This window comes from Cognatishimia sp. F0-27 (genome assembly GCF_020667845.1).
Classification (GTDB): Bacteria; Pseudomonadota; Alphaproteobacteria; order Rhodobacterales; family Rhodobacteraceae; genus JAFMPQ01.
On the sequence record NZ_JAFMPQ010000034.1, the window covers coordinates 23,128 to 38,714 of the forward strand.

The following is a 15,587-nucleotide window of genomic DNA, read 5'->3' on the forward strand; positions in this document are numbered from 1 at the left end:
TCCTGATCCTGCTCCAGCCTAGGACGCGCGGCCCCTCCGCCGCAAGCGGACCCTGCGCGGCGGATCGGCAAAGCCTTGCGAAGCCACGCGCGATTTACCGTTGGCGCGTCTGGCGCGTCACCTTGCGTTTCACCTTCGCCGCCTTCTTCGCCGCCCGGACCGATTTGCGCTTTGGTGCGCCACCGGGGCGCCCGCCCCGCCCGCGCCCCTTGCCACGCGGCCCGCCGCCGCGCCCGCGCGCGCTGCTGGCGATGCCCTCATCCTCGATCTCCAGCATTTCAAACGCGATGCCCCCGGTCACCGGCGCCGCCTCCACGAGCCGCACCCGCGCGCGCATGCCCAGCGCGATGAGCCGCCCGGTATCCGCGCCCATGAGGGTCCCGGCATCGCGGTCAAAGTGAAAATACTCGCGCCCCAGCGTGGAGATCGGCACAAGCCCGTCCGCGCCGGTCTCATCGAGCTTCACAAATACCCCGAACTTGGCAATTCCGCTGATCCGACCGGTGAATTCCGCGCCGATCCGGTCCGACAGAAAGGCCGCCAGATAGCGGTCCGTGGTGTCACGCTCGGCCATCATCGAACGCCGCTCGGTATCCGAGATATGCTGCGCCGTCTGTTCCAGCCTGTCGATTTCCTCCGCGCTCAGCCCGTCATCGCCCCAGCCATGCGCGGCAATGAGCGCACGATGCACGACGAGATCGGAATAGCGCCGGATCGGCGACGTGAAATGCGCGTAATTGTCGAGCGCCAAGCCGAAATGACCAAAATTCTTCGGACTGTAATAGGCCTGCGTCATGGAGCGCAGCGTCGCGATGTTGATCAACTCCGCCTCATCCGTGCCCGCTGCCTGCGCCAGCAACCGGTTGAGATGGCTGGTCTTGAGCACTTGCCCCTTGGCCAGCACCAGCCCCGATGCCTCCGCCGTATCCCGGAGCGAGTCCAGCTTGTCTTGCGGCGGCTCTTCATGCACCCGGAACAGCAGCGGCGATTTCTTGGCAATGAGCACCTCGGCCGCGGCGACGTTCGCCAAGACCATGAATTCCTCGATCAGCTTGTGCGCATCGAGCCGTTCGCTGAAATCCACCGACTGCACCGTTCCGGTCTCGTCCAGCACCACCTTGCGCTCCGGCAGTTCCAGCTCCAGCGGCTGGCGGCGCTCGCGCGCCTGTCGCAACGCGGCATAGGCCTGGTAGAGCGGCCGGATTACGGCGCTGACCAGGGGTTCGGCCTGTGCATCGGGCGCGCCATCCATGGCCGCCTGCACCTGTTGGTAATTCAGCGATGCCGGCGAGCGCATCAACCCGCGCATGAAGCGTTTGGACCGCAACGTCCCATCCGCCGCGATCACCATCTCGACCGCGATACAGGCCCGCGGCACCCCCTCATGCAGCGAACACAGATCACCGGACAGCCGGTCAGGCAACATCGGCACAACCCGGTCGGGGAAATAGCTCGAATTGCCCCGCTTCTTGGCCTCGCGGTCCAGCGCGGAACCGGGGCGCACGTAATGGGCCACATCCGCAATCGCCACCCAGATGCGATGCCCGCCGGGGTTCTTGGGGTCGTCATCGGCCTCGGCAAAAACCGCGTCGTCGTGGTCCCGGGCATCAGCCGGGTCGATGGTCACAAGGAGCATGTCACGCAAATCGACCCGCCCGTTCAGCCCCGCGGGCTTCATCCTGTCGGCCTCGGCAAGCACATCCTCGGGAAAGCTGTCGGGAATGCCGTGCTGATGAATGGCGATCAGCGACACCGCGCGCGGCTCTGTCGGGTCGCCAAGCCGCTCGACCACCCGGGCCCGCGGCAATCCCATGCGGCCTTTTGGCCCGACCTGCTCGGCCTCGATCAGCTCGCCATCCTGCGCGCCCCCGGTGGCGTCCGCCGCCACGCTCCACTCGCGGTCCGAGCCCTTGTCGATGGGCAGAACCCGGCCGCCCTCCGCGCCTTTGCGGAAAATCCCGACGATGCGGGTGGGCGCATGGCCAATCCGCCGGATCAGCCGCGCCTCGTAATTGTGATCCTCTTCATGCACCACCGTGAGCCGGGCCAGGATCCTGTCGCCGGGCCCGAGCGCCGGGTCCGACTCGCGCGGGACCAGAAGCACGATCGGTTCGACCCCTTCGCCATGCCATTCCAGCGGCTGGGCGAACAGATCTCCGTTCGAATCCGGCTCCCGCACCATCAGCACGCTGACCGGCGGCAGCCGATCAGGATCGCGGTAGGTTTTCTTGCGCTTCTCGAGATGCCCCTCGGCTTCGAGTTGCTTCAACACGCGCTTGAGGTCGATCCGCGCGGCGCCCTTGATGCCAAAGGCCTTGGAAATGTCGCGCTTCGAGGTCAGCGTCGGATTGTCGGAGATCCACTGCAGGATCGCGTCTTTCGTGGGGATCTGTGTCATGCCCTGTCAGCTAGCACGCGCGCCCTCCGCCGTCACGCGGATCATCACCAGACGCTGTCACGCGGCGCTCCGCCTTGCGCGAGTCGGGCGCGTTCTCCTGTCATTCAGCCGTGCCGGGCGGCCCGTATCGACCCGCAGGACCACGGCCACGCGCATCCTTCGACCGGTCTCAGAGGTCGGCGGCCCGATCAACATCGCGAAGCCGGTCGACAAGAGCCACGCGCCTCTTCCCGAGCGAGGCGACGCTGTCGGCCAGAGCATGCCGGCTCGACCAGCGCACGCCCTCAAAAAGCCCCGGCGGAAATGCGCGCGCATTGCGGACGCCCACGAGCCAATAGCCCCCGTCTTCCGCCGGTCCGAACACCGTTTCCGCATCGCCAAGCGCGCGGAACGCGCGGGCCACATGCGCAGGCGTGATGCCGGGCACGTCGGCTCCAATGACACAGACCGGCCCCGGCGGCATCTGCCGCATGGCCCGCGCCATACGCGCGCCAAGATCGCCCCGGCCCTGTGCCACGCGCGGCAAGGCGGCGTCAAAGACCCGGCTTGTAACCGCCTTGTCCGGCGCCACGGCCAGAACGGTCTGCCACCGGGGATCGCGGATGGACCGTGTCAGGCGGTCCACCTGATGCCGAAACCACCAAGTGGCCGGAACCGACCCGATATCGCGCGCAAGCCGCGTTTTCACGCGGCCCGGACGCGGCTCCTTGACCATCACCACAAGACTGCGGCGCCCCGGCATCAGCGCGATCCGAAATAATCGCCGAGGATGCGCGTGTAGACCGCCTTGAGCCGGCCAATCTCCGACACGGAAACCCGTTCGTCCACCGCGTGCATCCGGTGCCCGACAAGACCGAACTCCACCACCGGGCAATGCGCCTTCACGAATCGCGCATCCGATGTGCCGCCGGTGGTCGACAGCTCCGGCGTCACACCGCTCTCCGCGGCCACGGCGCGGGCCACGAGATCCGACAACGGCCCCGGCGGTGTCACAAAGCTCTCGCCGGAGATCTTCACGCGCAACGCGGTGCGTGTGCCGAATTCCGCGTCCAGCTTTGCCGCCTCCTCGTGCAACCATTCGGAAAGCGCCGCCCCGGTATGGGTATCGTTGAAGCGGATGTTGAGCGTGGCTTCGACCTTGGCCGGGATCACATTGGTCGCCGGGTTGCCCGTATCGACCGTAACCACGGAAAGCGTGGAAGGGTCGAAATGATCCGTGCCCGCGTCCAGCGGTGTGGATGACAGCCGGTCCAGAAGCCGCACCATCGCAGGCATCGGGTTCAGCGCTCGATCCAGATAGGCCGAGTGCCCCTGCTTGCCGGTCACCGTGATCCAGGCATTCATCGAGCCGCGCCGTCCGATCTTGATCGTGTCGCCAAATTGTTGCGGACAGGTCGGCTCGCCCACAAGGCAGACATCCATGCGCTCTCCCTGCGCATCCATCCAGTCCAGAAGCGCGGTCGTGCCGTCCAGCGCATCGCCCTCCTCATCGCCGGTCACGGTCAGGATGACGGCCCCGTCCGGCGGCGTGTCGGTGACAAAATCAATGGCTGCCGCCACGAAGGCCGCAACACCGGATTTCATGTCCGTGGTCCCGCGCCCATACATCCAGTCGCCGTCGATCTCCGCGCCGAACGGGTCGTATGTCCAGTCCTCCCGGCGTCCGATCGGCACGACGTCGGTATGCCCGTTGAATCCAAAGGTCCGGGCTGCGCCCTTTGCGCCCCAGCGTGCAAATAGGTTGCTCACCCCGCCCCGGTCAACGCGCGTGCAGTCGAACCCGGCGGCTTCGAGATGCTCCTGAAGCAGCACCAGCGCGCCGCCCTCGTCCGGCGTGACGGAGGGGCAACGCACCAGACGCGCGGTCAGTGCAACGGGATCAGTGGTCATGACGGGCTCCTGCCGGGGTTGATGTCGTGGGGATGGCTACCGCGTGGCAGGGCGCTTGGCAACAAACCGGCTTTGGCAAAGCCTCCCATTACCCCCATGGCATGCCAGACGCCGGAGCGCCGCCGGCGAGGTGCGCCGATCCGTGCGTGTTGTCTGGTGACGGCTCACGATCAGCGGCTCTGCAAGGCGCGCGCGCCGCAGCGCGGCTGCTGCGGCGCATGGCGCGTCGACACAGGAGCGCGCGTGATCACATGGGCCAGGGCGTTGGAGTGGGCACAAAGACCAAGGAGTCAGTCGAAGAACGGCTCGACACTGGCCACGATCACCGCGTTTTCGGCAAGCGCGCGGTCCATCAATCCGCGCTCCTCCGCGTCGATCTCGTGGCCCTGCTGTTCACGCTCTTCCGGCGTGCCGTAGCCGGTGACGTCAAGCGGTGCCATATCCGCCTGCTTGAGAATGGCCACGGTTTCACGCACGGCTTCGGCTTCGTCCACGCCGGAGGCATAGCACATGAGCGCGCCGCCGGTGGCCGCTTTCGGAAGCCCGTCACCCGCCTTGCGCCCGACTTCGACAAGCAGGGTATAGACCTGTTGGCGTTTGCGGGGCTTTGCGGGTTTTTCGGATGTGTCGGTCTTGGCCACGCCTATCCCCCGCACCTGTCATATTCGCCGGTATAGCCATTGCGGATGACCGCGATCCCGCGCGCCGTCTGCATCAACATCACGCGGTAGCCATAGGTTTCGCCCTCGCCCATACATTCCGCGTCAAACAACGTGGCGTCCATCGCGCGCACCGCGACAGGATTGGTCAGCGCACACCGGCTTTCGACCCCGCCCAACATACCGTCCCGCACCTCGATGACGCCATCATCGGCCCCGGTATAGGTGCAGGTGCCGGTGCCGAGCCCTTCGATACGATACAGCCCGTCATACTCTTGTGCATCAGCGGGCAACCCAGAAAGGGCCACCGAAAGGGCAATGGCAATAACAGGCAGGATCATGCGCGGATTCATAGGCGGGCCACTCTCATTCTTGATCGCATTGTGTGATGGTCACCCTATCACGAGCCCGCCCGATCATCGACAGCGATTACCGCCATGAGAGGCGCATCAGCTCTTGATGCGGCGCCACACGAAAATGAGCAGGGAGGCACCGGCCGCGCCCACGATCAGCTGCGGCAGCCAGCTCCGGTCGGCATAGATGCCAACGATGGAGAGAATGGTGTTGAGCACCACCGCACCGACGATCCCGAGGATGATATTCACCAACAGACCTGTCTGTGCCTTCATCAAGCCGCTTGCAATCCATCCTGCAAGCCCGCCGACGATGATTGATGCCAAAATACCAAGTCCCATGTTCGCTCCTGAGCCGTTTTTGCAAATAGGTCTGCATCGGGAACCCGGCAGCTTGCCAATGGTTCCCGATGATCTCGCAATCAATCGCGCAGCAGCTCGTTGATCCCGGTCTTGGAGCGCGTGCGTTCATCCACACGCTTGACGATCACGGCGCAGTAAAGGTTAACCCCGTTCTTCGATGGCATCGAGCCTGCAACGACCACCGAATAGGGTGGCACCTCGCCATACATGACCTCACCGGTTTCGCGATCCACGATCTTCGTCGACTGACCGATGAACACGCCCATGCCCAGCACGGAACCTTCGCGCACGATGCAGCCCTCGACCACCTCGGAGCGTGCCCCGATGAAGCAGTTGTCCTCGATGATGGTCGGACCGGCCTGCATCGGTTCCAGAACGCCACCAATCCCGACACCGCCGGACAGGTGCACATTCTTGCCGATCTGCGCACAGGAGCCGACCGTGGCCCAGGTATCGACCATGGTGCCTTCGTCCACATAGGCGCCGAGATTCACGAAGGACGGCATGAGCACGACACCCGGCGCGATGAAGGCCGATTTGCGCACCACGCAGTTCGGCACCGCGCGGAAGCCGGCGTCCCGCCATTGCCCGGCATCCCAGCCCTTGAACTTGCTGTCGACCTTGTCCCACCAGCCGCCGCCCTGGGGGCCGCCGTCCTGGATTTCCATGTCCTTGATCCGAAAGCCCAGAAGAACGGCCTTCTTCGCCCACTGGTTGACATGCCAATCGCCATTTTCGCGACGCTCCGCAACCCTGAGCCCCCCACCATCGAGCGCGTTCAGCGTCTCTTCGATGGCCTCGCGGGTGGCGCCTGTGGTCGCCGGCGTGATCTCGGCCCGGTTTTCCCAAGCGGCTTCGATGGCAACTTCCAACTCGGCATTCGACATGTGCAACTCCCCTGTTCGCGTCGCACACCCCCTTAATGCCCTCCTGCCTGCCGCGCAATGCACCACTCGGCCGGCCGCTTGCCTTTTGGCGCGGCGGTTGGGGACTGTCGGCGTGCCGCGCCCGTATCAGCCGAGCGGATCGGGTGCTACATTGCCGCCACATACAAGCACCGCCACCCGCTCCCCCGGTTCGGGCACATAGGCCCCCCATTGCAGCGCGGCGAGGGCGCAGGCCCCTGCGGGCTCCACAAGCAGGCGATGCGCCTGCCAGAGCGTTTTCTGCGCCTCCAGGATCGCACCATCGGGGACCGTGACACAGGAAATTCCCTGCGCCGCGGCCAGATCATAGGCGATCTGACCAATCCGGCGCGCGCCCAGCGCATTGGCGGCAACTCCCGACACCGGGACATCGACCGGCGCACCGGCGTCAAGCGCCGCAGCCAGCGCGTTACAGCTGCCCGGCTCAACCGCAACAACCTTGCGCGCGCCCTGCAGCCACGCCAGCGCCCCGGCGATCAATCCGCCCCCGCCCACGGCAATCAGCACCGTATCCGCCGCGAGCCCCTGCGCCTCCCATTCGCGCATCAGCGTGCCCTGCCCGGCGACCGTCAGATCGGCATCATAGGCATGGACCTGCATCGCGCCCTGCTCTTCTTCGAACCGGCGCGCCATGTCCGCCGCATCGGCATACTCACCCGGCACAACGGTCAGATCCGCCCCGGTGCGCTCGATCAGGCCAATCTTGGCCGGTCCGGCGATTTCCGGAACAAAGATCCGCGCCCTGTGGCCGAGCATCCGCGCCGCATAGGCCACCGCCGCCCCGTGATTGCCGCCCGACGCCGCCACGATCCCGGCCTCCGGCACATCCACCGCAGCCAGCGTGTTGAACGCGCCGCGCGCCTTGAAACTGCCCATGTGCTGCAGATGTTCGAGCTTGAGATCCACCGGGCGCTCCCAGAGGGACGCGCTCTGCATCACCGGCGTCACCTGTGCGTGGCCCGCGATGCGCTCGGCCGCTGCATTGATCTGCGCTTTCCAATCCATTGCCCGGCTCCTGTCCTGCGTGACGCGCAGTTGGCACGTATCGCTCTGGTGTGTGTTTGCGCTGACGCTATAGTCGGAGCAAGCACCATACAAGGACGCCCCGATGAAAGATGACCGCCGCAGCAGCCTGCGCGATGCTGGGACCGATTGCGAGACCGCTCGCGCGGTTCCCGAAACACCGCAAACCCTCTCGCCGAGCTACCGGCTCGCCTTTGCGGATGACAGTTTCCTGTGCCGCGACGAACTCCGGCCTGTCCGGTTGCAACTGGAATTGCTGAAATTCGAGATGCTGCTCGACGAGCACCAGATCGACAGCACCGTTGTTCTGTTCGGCGGCGCGCGGATCCCGTCGCCCGCGGACAAGGCCAGCGCGGGCACGCAAACGCTTGCGGACCTGTCACAGTTCTACGAGGAGGCGCGCCGTTTTGCGAAGCTGGTCACGGAGAAATCCGTGGCGTCCGGAAACCGCGACTGGGTGATCTGCACCGGCGGCGGACCGGGCGTCATGGAGGCGGGCAACCGGGGTGCCGAAGAGGCCGGAGGCGTTTCGATCGGCTTGAACATCGTGTTGCCGCATGAACAGGCCCCGAACCCCTATGTGACGCCGGACCTGGCCTTCAATTTCCATTATTTTGCGATCCGCAAGATGCATTTCCTGATGCGCGCCGCCGCGATCTGCGTGTTTCCCGGCGGGTTTGGCACGCTGGACGAGCTGTTCGAGTCGCTGACGCTGATCCAGACCGGGCGCATGAAACGGGTGCCCTTCCTGCTCTTCGGACGCGATTTCTGGGAACGGATCATCAACTGGGATGCCCTTGCGGAGGCCGGAACGATCTCGCAGGACGACCTGTCACTGTTCCGATTTGTCGAAACCGGCGAAGAGGCGCTTGCCGCGATCGAAAACTGGGAGGCGCACGGCGTTCGGGACATCATCCCCGGCCGCTGACAAGCACAGGCCGGCCCGGGTCCGATCCACGTCGGAAGGCCGGTCAGCCCTGCCCGGCCGCCGGCCCTCGGCGTGATGTCTGCCAAAAACGCGCGGACCGCGGTGGAGAGCCCGCAGGGCGCCCTCGTGCGAGGACGCCGTCACCATGAACTGGGGAAGGGCAAGCGGGGGAGCAGCGTTGCGCCAGCACCGCGTCAGACGGTGCCCAGCTGTTCCTCGATCACCTCGTGCTCGACCCAGCGCGCAATCACCGCGCGGGCGGCATCGGCGTCGCGGGTTTCCAGCGCAAGGCGCAGATCCTTGATCGCGGTCGCCATCTCGAACTCGGAGAGGTAGCTCTCCTGCGCGCGCAGGATCTTGGGATGCGGTGTCGTCAGCATGTCGGGCTCGATCAGCAGCTCTTCATGCAGCTTTTCGCCGGGTCGCAGCCCGACGATCTTGATCTCGATATCGCCTTCCGGCGTTTCCGCATCCTTCACCTGGAACCCGGCGCCCTCGATCATCTTGCGTGCGAGTTCCTTGATCGGAACCGGGTCTCCCATGTCCAGAACGAACACTTCGCCCCCCTGGGCAAAGGACCCGGCCAGAAGCACAAGCCGGGCGGCTTCGGAAATCGTCATGAAGTAGCGGGTCACGTCGCCGTGGGTCAGCGTCACCGGACCACCGCGTTCGATCTGTTCCTTGAACAGCGGGATGACAGAGCCGGACGACCCGAGGACGTTGCCAAAGCGCACCATGGAAAAGCGTGTGCCCGCCGAGCGCGTAGCAAGATCCTGCACGAGAAGCTCCGCGAGGCGCTTGGATGCGCCCATCACATTGGTTGGCCGCACCGCCTTGTCGGAGGACACGAGGATAAAGCGCTCGACCCCGGTGACGCGCGCCGCGTCGGCCATCACCTTGGTGCCGATGACATTGTTGCGCAGACCGCTGATCGGGTTGCATTCGACCATGGGCAGGTGCTTGTAAGCCGCCGCGTGCAGCACCACCTCGATGCGGTGTTGCTCCAGCAGTTGTGTCATCAGCGGCTGATCGAGCACCGACGCCAGCACAGGCACAATTGTCATGCCTTCGGCGAGGGATTTGAGCTCTTTCTCGATGTTGTAAAGACCCAGCTCCGAGTGATCGACGAGCACCACGCATTCGGGCTTGCACGCCACCAGCTGACGGCAGAGCTCCGAGCCGATCGACCCGCCCGCGCCGGTGATGAGGATGCGGCGGTTCGTATAGGCATGGCTGACCGCGGGTAGCTCCTTTTCAAGCTGATTGCGCCCGAGAAGATCGTCGAGCGAGACCGGCGATACCGAGCGGTTCATCGCTTCGCGCCCGATCAACGCGGCAAAGGACGGAACGGTGTGCACCTCGCATCCCATGCGACGCAGCCGTTGCGCGATGCCTGCGACGGTCGGCTGGCTGATCGAGGGCATGGCCAGAACGATACGCTGGATGTCCATCTCCGCGACCATCTGCTTGATGCGGCTGGCGCCATAGACGCGAATGCCCTGAATCGAGGTGCTTTGCAGCGTCGGGTCGTCATCGATGAAGGCGACCACATCGACCGCGTGGTCATGGCGCAGCGCGGACGCCAGCTGCTGGCCCGTCTGACCGGCGCCGTAGATCATCACCCGCATCCGGTTCTGGCCGCGGCGGTAGATCATCATCGTCAGATGCCGCAGACCGATCCGCCAGGCCGCGCCGAACACCATCAGCAGAAGCGTGAAATTGAAAAAGACTGCAAAAGACAAGCTTGAGCCAAAGGCGGAGCCAAGAATGACCCCCGTCAGACCCAGCCCCGTGGCAAAGGTCGCGGTGCGCAGGATGCCCCGCATTTCGTATGCGTTGAGCTTCATATGCGGCAGACCGAGCCACCAGCCGAGACCAGCCCCTCCCACCATGAGCCCTGCGAACAGCGGTGCCGCGGACAGCAGTGTTGCTGGGTCAGCGGAGGTCGAGGCACTCAGCACCAGCGCCAAGTACAGCGCCACTGCGATCATCACCACGTCGGCAAGCATGAAAATGGCCTGTTTACAGCCAGGCGAGAGCGTCCTGATAATACTATAAAGCATGTCCCGTTCCCTGACTCTCGTGCGGTGCTCTGCGCCGAGGCCTTTTTTATTGTCATGCCCGCACAGCGCCTGTTGGCGCAATCCCGGCCCTTGGAGACCACCCGGCACTGTCACATAATTGCGCCGCTCGGGAAGATCGCCGTCTTAGCTAATGAGATACCTTCTGCAGATACACCACCGGTGCGCCCAAAAAAATGGCGGATTTCCGCCATTTGGGCACTTCAAGGGGAATATCGGCGGGTATTCGCCGGTTTTTCGGGCACGTGCCCTCAATTTCGGCGGTTTCAGGCTGGCCAAAAGCGCCCGGCTGCGGCAGGCCGCCACACCCTTTGGCGCCTGCCCCTGTTGCGACCGGGGCAAAACTCCACCGTGCCGCAGCAAAGAGGTCTTTCAAGCCGTGTCGCTCTGGGGTAACGACGCCTCGGACAACGGGCCGGAACATCGTGTTCCGCCATCAGACCTAAACGGAGGACCGACATGGGTTACAGGGTCGTCGTCGCCGGTGCCACGGGCAACGTGGGCCGCGAAATGCTGAACATCCTCGCCGAACGGGAATTCCCCGTCGACGAGCTGGCGGTGCTGGCGTCACGCCGCTCGCTTGGCACGGAGGTGAGCTTTGGCGACAAGACGCTCAAAACCCAGGACCTCGCCACGTTTGACTTCACCGGCTGGGACATCGCGCTTTTTGCGATCGGCTCCGATGCGACCAAGGAATTCGCGCCCAAGGCCGCCAAGGCGGGCTGTGTGGTGATCGATAACTCGTCGCTCTATCGCTATGATCCCGACGTGCCGCTGATCGTTCCGGAAGTGAACGCCGATGCCGTGATGGGCTACAGCAAGCGTAACATTATCGCCAACCCGAACTGTTCCACCGCGCAGATGGTCGTTGCGCTCAAGCCCTTGCATGACCGCGCGCGCATCAAGCGGGTGGTCGTGTCGACCTATCAATCCGTCTCCGGTTCGGGCAAGGAGGCGATGGATGAACTCTGGGACCAGACGAAGGCTGTCTACAACCCGGTCTCCGATGTGCCGCCCAAGGTTTATCCCAAGCAGATCGCTTTCAACGTGATCCCGCATATCGACGTGTTTCTGGAGGACGGCTCCACCAAGGAAGAGTGGAAAATGGTCGCCGAAACCAAGAAGATCATCGACCCGAGCATCAAGGTCACGGCGACCTGCGTGCGCGTGCCGGTCTTTGTCGGTCATTCCGAGGCGATCAATATCGAGTTCGAAGACTTCCTCGATGAAGACGAGGCGCGCGAGATCCTGCGCGAAGCACCGGGGATCATGGTGATCGACAAGCGCGAGGATGGCGGATACGTGACTCCCGTCGAATGCGTGGGCGATTTTGCGACCTTCATCTCAAGGATTCGGCAGGATTCGACCATCGACAACGGTCTGAACCTGTGGTGCGTTTCGGACAATCTGCGCAAGGGAGCCGCGCTCAACGCGGTCCAGATTGCCGAGGTTCTTGGCCAGCGCGCGTTGAAAAAGGGCTGACGCCGCCGCTGTGACATCACCGCGGTGCATATACCGCAGTAGCGGCACCTTAGTCGTACCATTGCGGTGAGAAAACCGCACGGACAGCGGCGCGGGAACCCTGTCGCAGAGAACGTTCCTCGGCGGCACCAGCGCGGCGACCCTACCGAAGTCGCCGCGCCACAATACCACTTTCCCTGCGAAAGAGCCGCTTGGATAGCGGCGCGGCTGACCGGGCACACCAACCACGCCGCGGTGGCGCTACCTCGGTGACACTACCGCAGCGACCGAACCACAGTGGCGGCGCCACAATAATGCCATCCCGGCGAAAGAGCCTCCCGGATAGCAGCGCGGCAAACCGGGCGTAGCGACCGCATCGCAGCGACACTACCGCAGCGACGGCACCGCTGTGGCGGTGCCGGAATGACACAATCCGTGCGAATGAGCCGCAAGGATACCCGCGCGGCAACCCGGGCGCAGCAACCGCGCCGCAGTGACACCAACAAGCGGGGCACCTTTGGCGTCCCGCTTTTTTTGTGCCCGCAAAATTGGGGAGCGAGCCTGTCGGATAAGCCTGGCAAGGGTGTCGCGACCTTGATCGCTCCTTTTTGGGAACCGCTGCGTCAAGCCGCTGGGATCTGCATTCCGATGGCCAGACAGAGGGTCGATTGCGTCACTGCGGCAGGTCTTCGTGCCTCGCCGCGGGTCTTCGTGCCTCGCCGCTGGTCTTCGCGCTTCGCAGTTGGTCTTCCCGCCCCGCGGCTGGTCTTCCCGCCCCGCGGCTGGTCTTCCCGCCCCGTGGTTGGTCTTCGCGCCCTGCCACTGGTCTCTCCTCCCCGCGGCTGCTCTACGCACTCGGCGGCTGGCCTTCGAGCCCCGATTTTGCCATGCGCTTTCGCGAAATGGTCCCGATACCGGCCATGACGTGTCCTGTTTCTGCCCAGATTGCACGCGATGGTTGTTATGTCATCGTCGAACGCGGTGGCCCCACCAGGACTGTCGATGGAAGGAACAGGTCCATGACTGACACGCTGATCTGCATTGCCCGCGCGCGCCGCCTGCGCGCCCTGAACGCCCTCGACGGCCAGCGCCGCCGTCGCCGTCCCGTGCGGTCGTGGCTGTTCCGCTCACCCGCCGCACGCGCCATCGCTGTCTGATAAAGACAGTGCCATCCTGAGCGGCCCCGACTTGCCCGGCTGCGCCCAATCATGAACCAAAACCGCATTTCCCGCATGGGTGTCGGTGGAACAGGTCAGCCCGCTACGTGGCGCCGAGGGCTCGAAAAAAGCGGTGGGCCCGCGTCTCCTGCCTCCTTTTGCTGGAAAATGGCCGTTTCGCTGCCCCCGCCCGTTGCATCCGCTTCCAGCGCCTTCGCACTTGCACTCGCCCTCGCTGAGAAAGTCAGCCGAGGGCTCTCGTCGCGCCGACCGTCAGCCCCCGCATCCGTTTGCACCATCCTCTTGGCGGGTGCAGGGTCACCCAGAACGCGTGGCGCTTCATCACCTGCATGCACCCCGCCATCGCCCGAAGGCATCCCGCCTTTGTCCGCCTCGCGTGCTGCCACCCGTGCAAGCGCGCCTCTGGCCGTGGCGCCGGCGTCCCGCATGAAGCACATCTTCGCCCCAGCATCTTCGACCATGTCCTCGACCGGCCCCCGTTGCACCGACAATGCGCTCAACCGGTGCCCCGGCCGTGCAATCGGCGCGACCCGCGCACCCTGCCCCCGCAGACGCGCCCAGTCGATACCGCTGCTGTCAGGGAAACGCGCACCGATCCTCCGCTCGAGCGCCGCGCGGGACAGGCCAAGGCTGTCGAGGCTCCAGAGCCGGTCCTCACCGGGATGCTGGACCACCTCCAGACCCGTTGAACCGCTGCGCAGCGCGCATCCGCGCAACATCAAGCGCCCCTGAAGCTCCGGCCAGGACTGCGCCGATTCCAGATCGCGCCGCACCTGCTCCCGCAGGCCCTCATCCGCGAGGCGACGCGCGTCGGGCGGACCGCCGCCCTCGACGCCCGTGGCCTCGTCTGCCGCCGCGCCGGGGGCTTGCGTTGCCGCCCATGCGTCGTCCAACGACCGCTCGACCAGTTGTGAAAGATATTCGCGCAACACGTCCTCCAAGTCCTGGCCCTTGCGGTCCGCCACGGTCTGCAACGCACGACAGAGCGGATCGTCTTCGTTGATGCGGATCTCGATCCTCGTCATGGGGACACCTTGCGCACGCCAGGTTAAGGAAGCGTTTCCCAAACCACGATAATACGTCCGCTCCGGCCCTAGTTTTGCCGTTTTCGACGCGCAGACTGGCGGTGTTCAGAGTATTGGAGTTCCGCCATGAGGCACCAACCAGACAGTTCAGCCGGATGGCAAAGCGCCGGAAACCCGGCCGCCACCATCCTTCCGGCCCCGCTCGATTGCGAAACGCAAATGCTGCTGCGCCGCTTCCTGAGCCCGATCCTGGAAACCGCGCCGGACTGGCCCGCGCTGGCCCGCGCCTTGCAGGCCAAGGGCTACGGGCTGGGGTTTCGCGCCGGACATCTCGTCATTCTGCGCGAACAGGGGGAGCCGCTTTGCACCGGGCGCAGCCTTGGCGTTCCGCTGCGCAGCATCGCGGCCCGCATCGGCCGTCCCGCGCTCCGCGGCAGCGCCGATGGCCTGACAGCCGAGCTTGACCCGCGCTGACGCGGGCCAACGCCCACGCGATGACGACCCAGGATCAGACGAGCTGAAACCGCTCGCTTGCCGGGTCCCACCATTCGAGATTGCCTTGACCGATATCGGTCCAGACCCCGTGCAGCGTCAGCTCGCCGTCATCAACCGCACTGCGCACAAACGGAAATGTCATGAGGTTTTCGAGCGAGACGACGACCGCCTCCTTCTCGAGCGCGCGCGCCATATCGCCTTCCCCGCGCTCGCGCACCTTCTCATAGCCGGGACGCAACAGGTCCATCCAGCGTCCGACAAAGGATTCGCTGTCCTCAAGCTGCGGCGCACGGCCCTCGCACATGTCGATGCAGCCCTGAACACCGCCGCATTGCGAATGACCCAGCACGATGACATGCGCCACGTGCAGCCCCGTCACCGCATATTCCACCGCTGCCGAGGTGCCGTGCTGCTTTCCGCCGGTCTCGAAGGGCGGCACAAGGTTCGCGATATTGCGATGAATAAAGAATTCGCCCTGATCGGCACCAAAGATCGAGGTGACGTGCACGCGGCTGTCGCAACAGGAAATCACCATGGCGCGCGGGCGCTGGCCTTCTTCGGCAAGACGCCGATACCACGCGCGGTTCTCGTGATACCCGGTGGCTTTCCATCCGTGGTAACGCTGAACGAGATAGGCGGGCAAGGGACGGACACGGTGCATGGGATCGGCCTCCGGAACAGATCTGCGTCCCTTGCAATAGGCTGAATTGTCGGAAGATTCGAGGGATAATACGTCGCGGAGATAACCTTTTGCTAGGGCAGCGGTGCAAAGATGGGTCAGCCGTGGGGGCTCTGAACGATGGGGTG

At 64.8% G+C, this 15,587-nt stretch carries 16 protein-coding genes; 4 read left to right on the top strand and 12 right to left on the bottom strand.

The window, feature by feature from the left end; translation table 11 throughout:
- Positions 1 to 94: 94 nt before the first annotated feature.
- The 8 genes from rnr to J1C49_RS16720 form a co-directional block, all read right to left on the bottom strand.
- Positions 95 to 2,398 carry a ribonuclease R gene (gene rnr / locus J1C49_RS16685; RefSeq protein ID WP_227446980.1) on the bottom strand — a complete coding sequence of 768 codons (2,304 nt, stop codon included), beginning with the start codon at positions 2,396 to 2,398 and terminating at the stop codon, positions 95 to 97.
- Between the two features lie 169 nt (positions 2,399 to 2,567).
- Positions 2,568 to 3,140: a TIGR04282 family arsenosugar biosynthesis glycosyltransferase gene (locus tag J1C49_RS16690; protein WP_227446981.1), complete on the bottom strand. Its 573-nt coding sequence runs from the start codon at positions 3,138 to 3,140 to the stop codon at positions 2,568 to 2,570.
- The gene (gene dapE / locus J1C49_RS16695) at positions 3,140 to 4,288 is read right to left on the bottom strand and encodes a succinyl-diaminopimelate desuccinylase (protein WP_227446982.1); all 1,149 of its coding nucleotides are present in this window, start codon (positions 4,286 to 4,288) and stop codon (positions 3,140 to 3,142) included. Before dapE ends, J1C49_RS16690 begins: the two co-directional genes overlap by 1 nt.
- Positions 4,289 to 4,578: 290 nt before the next feature.
- Complete coding sequence (locus J1C49_RS16700; RefSeq protein WP_227446983.1) at positions 4,579 to 4,929, bottom strand: hypothetical protein; 351 nt, start codon at positions 4,927 to 4,929, stop codon at positions 4,579 to 4,581.
- Between the two features lie 2 nt (positions 4,930 to 4,931).
- Entirely contained in the window at positions 4,932 to 5,288 is a 357-nt protein-coding gene (locus J1C49_RS16705) for a hypothetical protein (protein ID WP_227446984.1), read from the bottom strand.
- Between the two features lie 108 nt (positions 5,289 to 5,396).
- Positions 5,397 to 5,642: a GlsB/YeaQ/YmgE family stress response membrane protein gene (locus J1C49_RS16710; RefSeq protein ID WP_227446985.1), complete on the bottom strand. Its 246-nt coding sequence runs from the start codon at positions 5,640 to 5,642 to the stop codon at positions 5,397 to 5,399.
- Positions 5,643 to 5,722: 80 nt separating this feature from the next.
- Positions 5,723 to 6,550: a 2,3,4,5-tetrahydropyridine-2,6-dicarboxylate N-succinyltransferase gene (dapD, locus tag J1C49_RS16715; RefSeq protein WP_227446986.1), complete on the bottom strand. Its 828-nt coding sequence runs from the start codon at positions 6,548 to 6,550 to the stop codon at positions 5,723 to 5,725.
- Between the two features lie 126 nt (positions 6,551 to 6,676).
- Entirely contained in the window at positions 6,677 to 7,594 is a 918-nt protein-coding gene (locus J1C49_RS16720) for a threonine/serine dehydratase (RefSeq protein ID WP_227446987.1), read from the bottom strand.
- A gap of 103 nt (positions 7,595 to 7,697) precedes the next feature.
- Here J1C49_RS16720 and J1C49_RS16725 point away from each other — a divergent pair, with 103 nt between their 5' ends.
- Positions 7,698 to 8,540: a TIGR00730 family Rossman fold protein gene (locus J1C49_RS16725; RefSeq protein ID WP_227446988.1), complete on the top strand. Its 843-nt coding sequence runs from the start codon at positions 7,698 to 7,700 to the stop codon at positions 8,538 to 8,540.
- Positions 8,541 to 8,734: 194 nt separating this feature from the next.
- On the opposite strand, the gene J1C49_RS16730 is transcribed toward J1C49_RS16725, so the two are convergent.
- A complete protein-coding gene (locus J1C49_RS16730) occupies positions 8,735 to 10,603 on the bottom strand; it encodes a nucleoside-diphosphate sugar epimerase/dehydratase (protein WP_227446989.1) in 1,869 nt (622 codons plus the stop codon).
- Positions 10,604 to 10,751: 148 nt separating this feature from the next.
- The gene (locus tag J1C49_RS16735; RefSeq protein ID WP_227446990.1) at positions 10,752 to 10,997 is read right to left on the bottom strand and encodes a hypothetical protein; all 246 of its coding nucleotides are present in this window, start codon (positions 10,995 to 10,997) and stop codon (positions 10,752 to 10,754) included.
- A gap of 83 nt (positions 10,998 to 11,080) precedes the next feature.
- On the opposite strand from J1C49_RS16735, the gene J1C49_RS16740 reads away from it, so the two are divergent.
- Positions 11,081 to 12,103 carry an aspartate-semialdehyde dehydrogenase gene (locus J1C49_RS16740; RefSeq protein WP_227446991.1) on the top strand — a complete coding sequence of 341 codons (1,023 nt, stop codon included), beginning with the start codon at positions 11,081 to 11,083 and terminating at the stop codon, positions 12,101 to 12,103.
- A 998-nt stretch (positions 12,104 to 13,101) separates the two neighbouring features.
- The gene (locus J1C49_RS16745) at positions 13,102 to 13,239 is read left to right on the top strand and encodes a hypothetical protein (protein WP_227446992.1); all 138 of its coding nucleotides are present in this window, start codon (positions 13,102 to 13,104) and stop codon (positions 13,237 to 13,239) included.
- Between the two features lie 95 nt (positions 13,240 to 13,334).
- On the opposite strand, the gene J1C49_RS16750 is transcribed toward J1C49_RS16745, so the two are convergent.
- Complete coding sequence (locus J1C49_RS16750) at positions 13,335 to 14,285, bottom strand: hypothetical protein (protein WP_227446993.1); 951 nt, start codon at positions 14,283 to 14,285, stop codon at positions 13,335 to 13,337.
- Between the two features lie 126 nt (positions 14,286 to 14,411).
- On the opposite strand from J1C49_RS16750, the gene J1C49_RS16755 reads away from it, so the two are divergent.
- A complete protein-coding gene (locus J1C49_RS16755) occupies positions 14,412 to 14,759 on the top strand; it encodes a hypothetical protein (protein WP_227446994.1) in 348 nt (115 codons plus the stop codon).
- Between the two features lie 34 nt (positions 14,760 to 14,793).
- Here the strand turns inward: J1C49_RS16755 and J1C49_RS16760 are convergent, their stop codons facing one another.
- Positions 14,794 to 15,441: a carbonic anhydrase gene (locus J1C49_RS16760; RefSeq protein WP_227446995.1), complete on the bottom strand. Its 648-nt coding sequence runs from the start codon at positions 15,439 to 15,441 to the stop codon at positions 14,794 to 14,796.
- Between the last annotated feature and the right edge of the window lie 146 nt (positions 15,442 to 15,587).

Bases quoted from the DNA above. Each gene is read 5' to 3' on its own strand.
- J1C49_RS16705 (WP_227446984.1), bottom strand. From the start codon at position 5,288: ATGATCCTGCCTGTTATTGCCATTGCCCTTTCGGTGGCCCTTTCTGGG.
- J1C49_RS16750 (WP_227446993.1), bottom strand. From the start codon at position 14,285: ATGACGAGGATCGAGATCCGCATCAACGAAGACGATCCGCTCTGTCGT.
- J1C49_RS16760 (WP_227446995.1), bottom strand. From the start codon at position 15,441: ATGCACCGTGTCCGTCCCTTGCCCGCCTATCTCGTTCAGCGTTACCAC.
- dapE (WP_227446982.1), bottom strand. From the start codon at position 4,288: ATGACCACTGATCCCGTTGCACTGACCGCGCGTCTGGTGCGTTGCCCC.
- J1C49_RS16730 (WP_227446989.1), bottom strand. From the start codon at position 10,603: ATGCTTTATAGTATTATCAGGACGCTCTCGCCTGGCTGTAAACAGGCC.
- J1C49_RS16725 (WP_227446988.1), top strand. From the start codon at position 7,698: ATGAAAGATGACCGCCGCAGCAGCCTGCGCGATGCTGGGACCGATTGC.
- J1C49_RS16690 (WP_227446981.1), bottom strand. From the start codon at position 3,140: ATGCCGGGGCGCCGCAGTCTTGTGGTGATGGTCAAGGAGCCGCGTCCG.
- J1C49_RS16710 (WP_227446985.1), bottom strand. From the start codon at position 5,642: ATGGGACTTGGTATTTTGGCATCAATCATCGTCGGCGGGCTTGCAGGA.
- J1C49_RS16740 (WP_227446991.1), top strand. From the start codon at position 11,081: ATGGGTTACAGGGTCGTCGTCGCCGGTGCCACGGGCAACGTGGGCCGC.
- J1C49_RS16720 (WP_227446987.1), bottom strand. From the start codon at position 7,594: ATGGATTGGAAAGCGCAGATCAATGCAGCGGCCGAGCGCATCGCGGGC.
- rnr (WP_227446980.1), bottom strand. From the start codon at position 2,398: ATGACACAGATCCCCACGAAAGACGCGATCCTGCAGTGGATCTCCGAC.
- dapD (WP_227446986.1), bottom strand. From the start codon at position 6,550: ATGTCGAATGCCGAGTTGGAAGTTGCCATCGAAGCCGCTTGGGAAAAC.
- J1C49_RS16755 (WP_227446994.1), top strand. From the start codon at position 14,412: ATGAGGCACCAACCAGACAGTTCAGCCGGATGGCAAAGCGCCGGAAAC.
- J1C49_RS16745 (WP_227446992.1), top strand. From the start codon at position 13,102: ATGACTGACACGCTGATCTGCATTGCCCGCGCGCGCCGCCTGCGCGCC.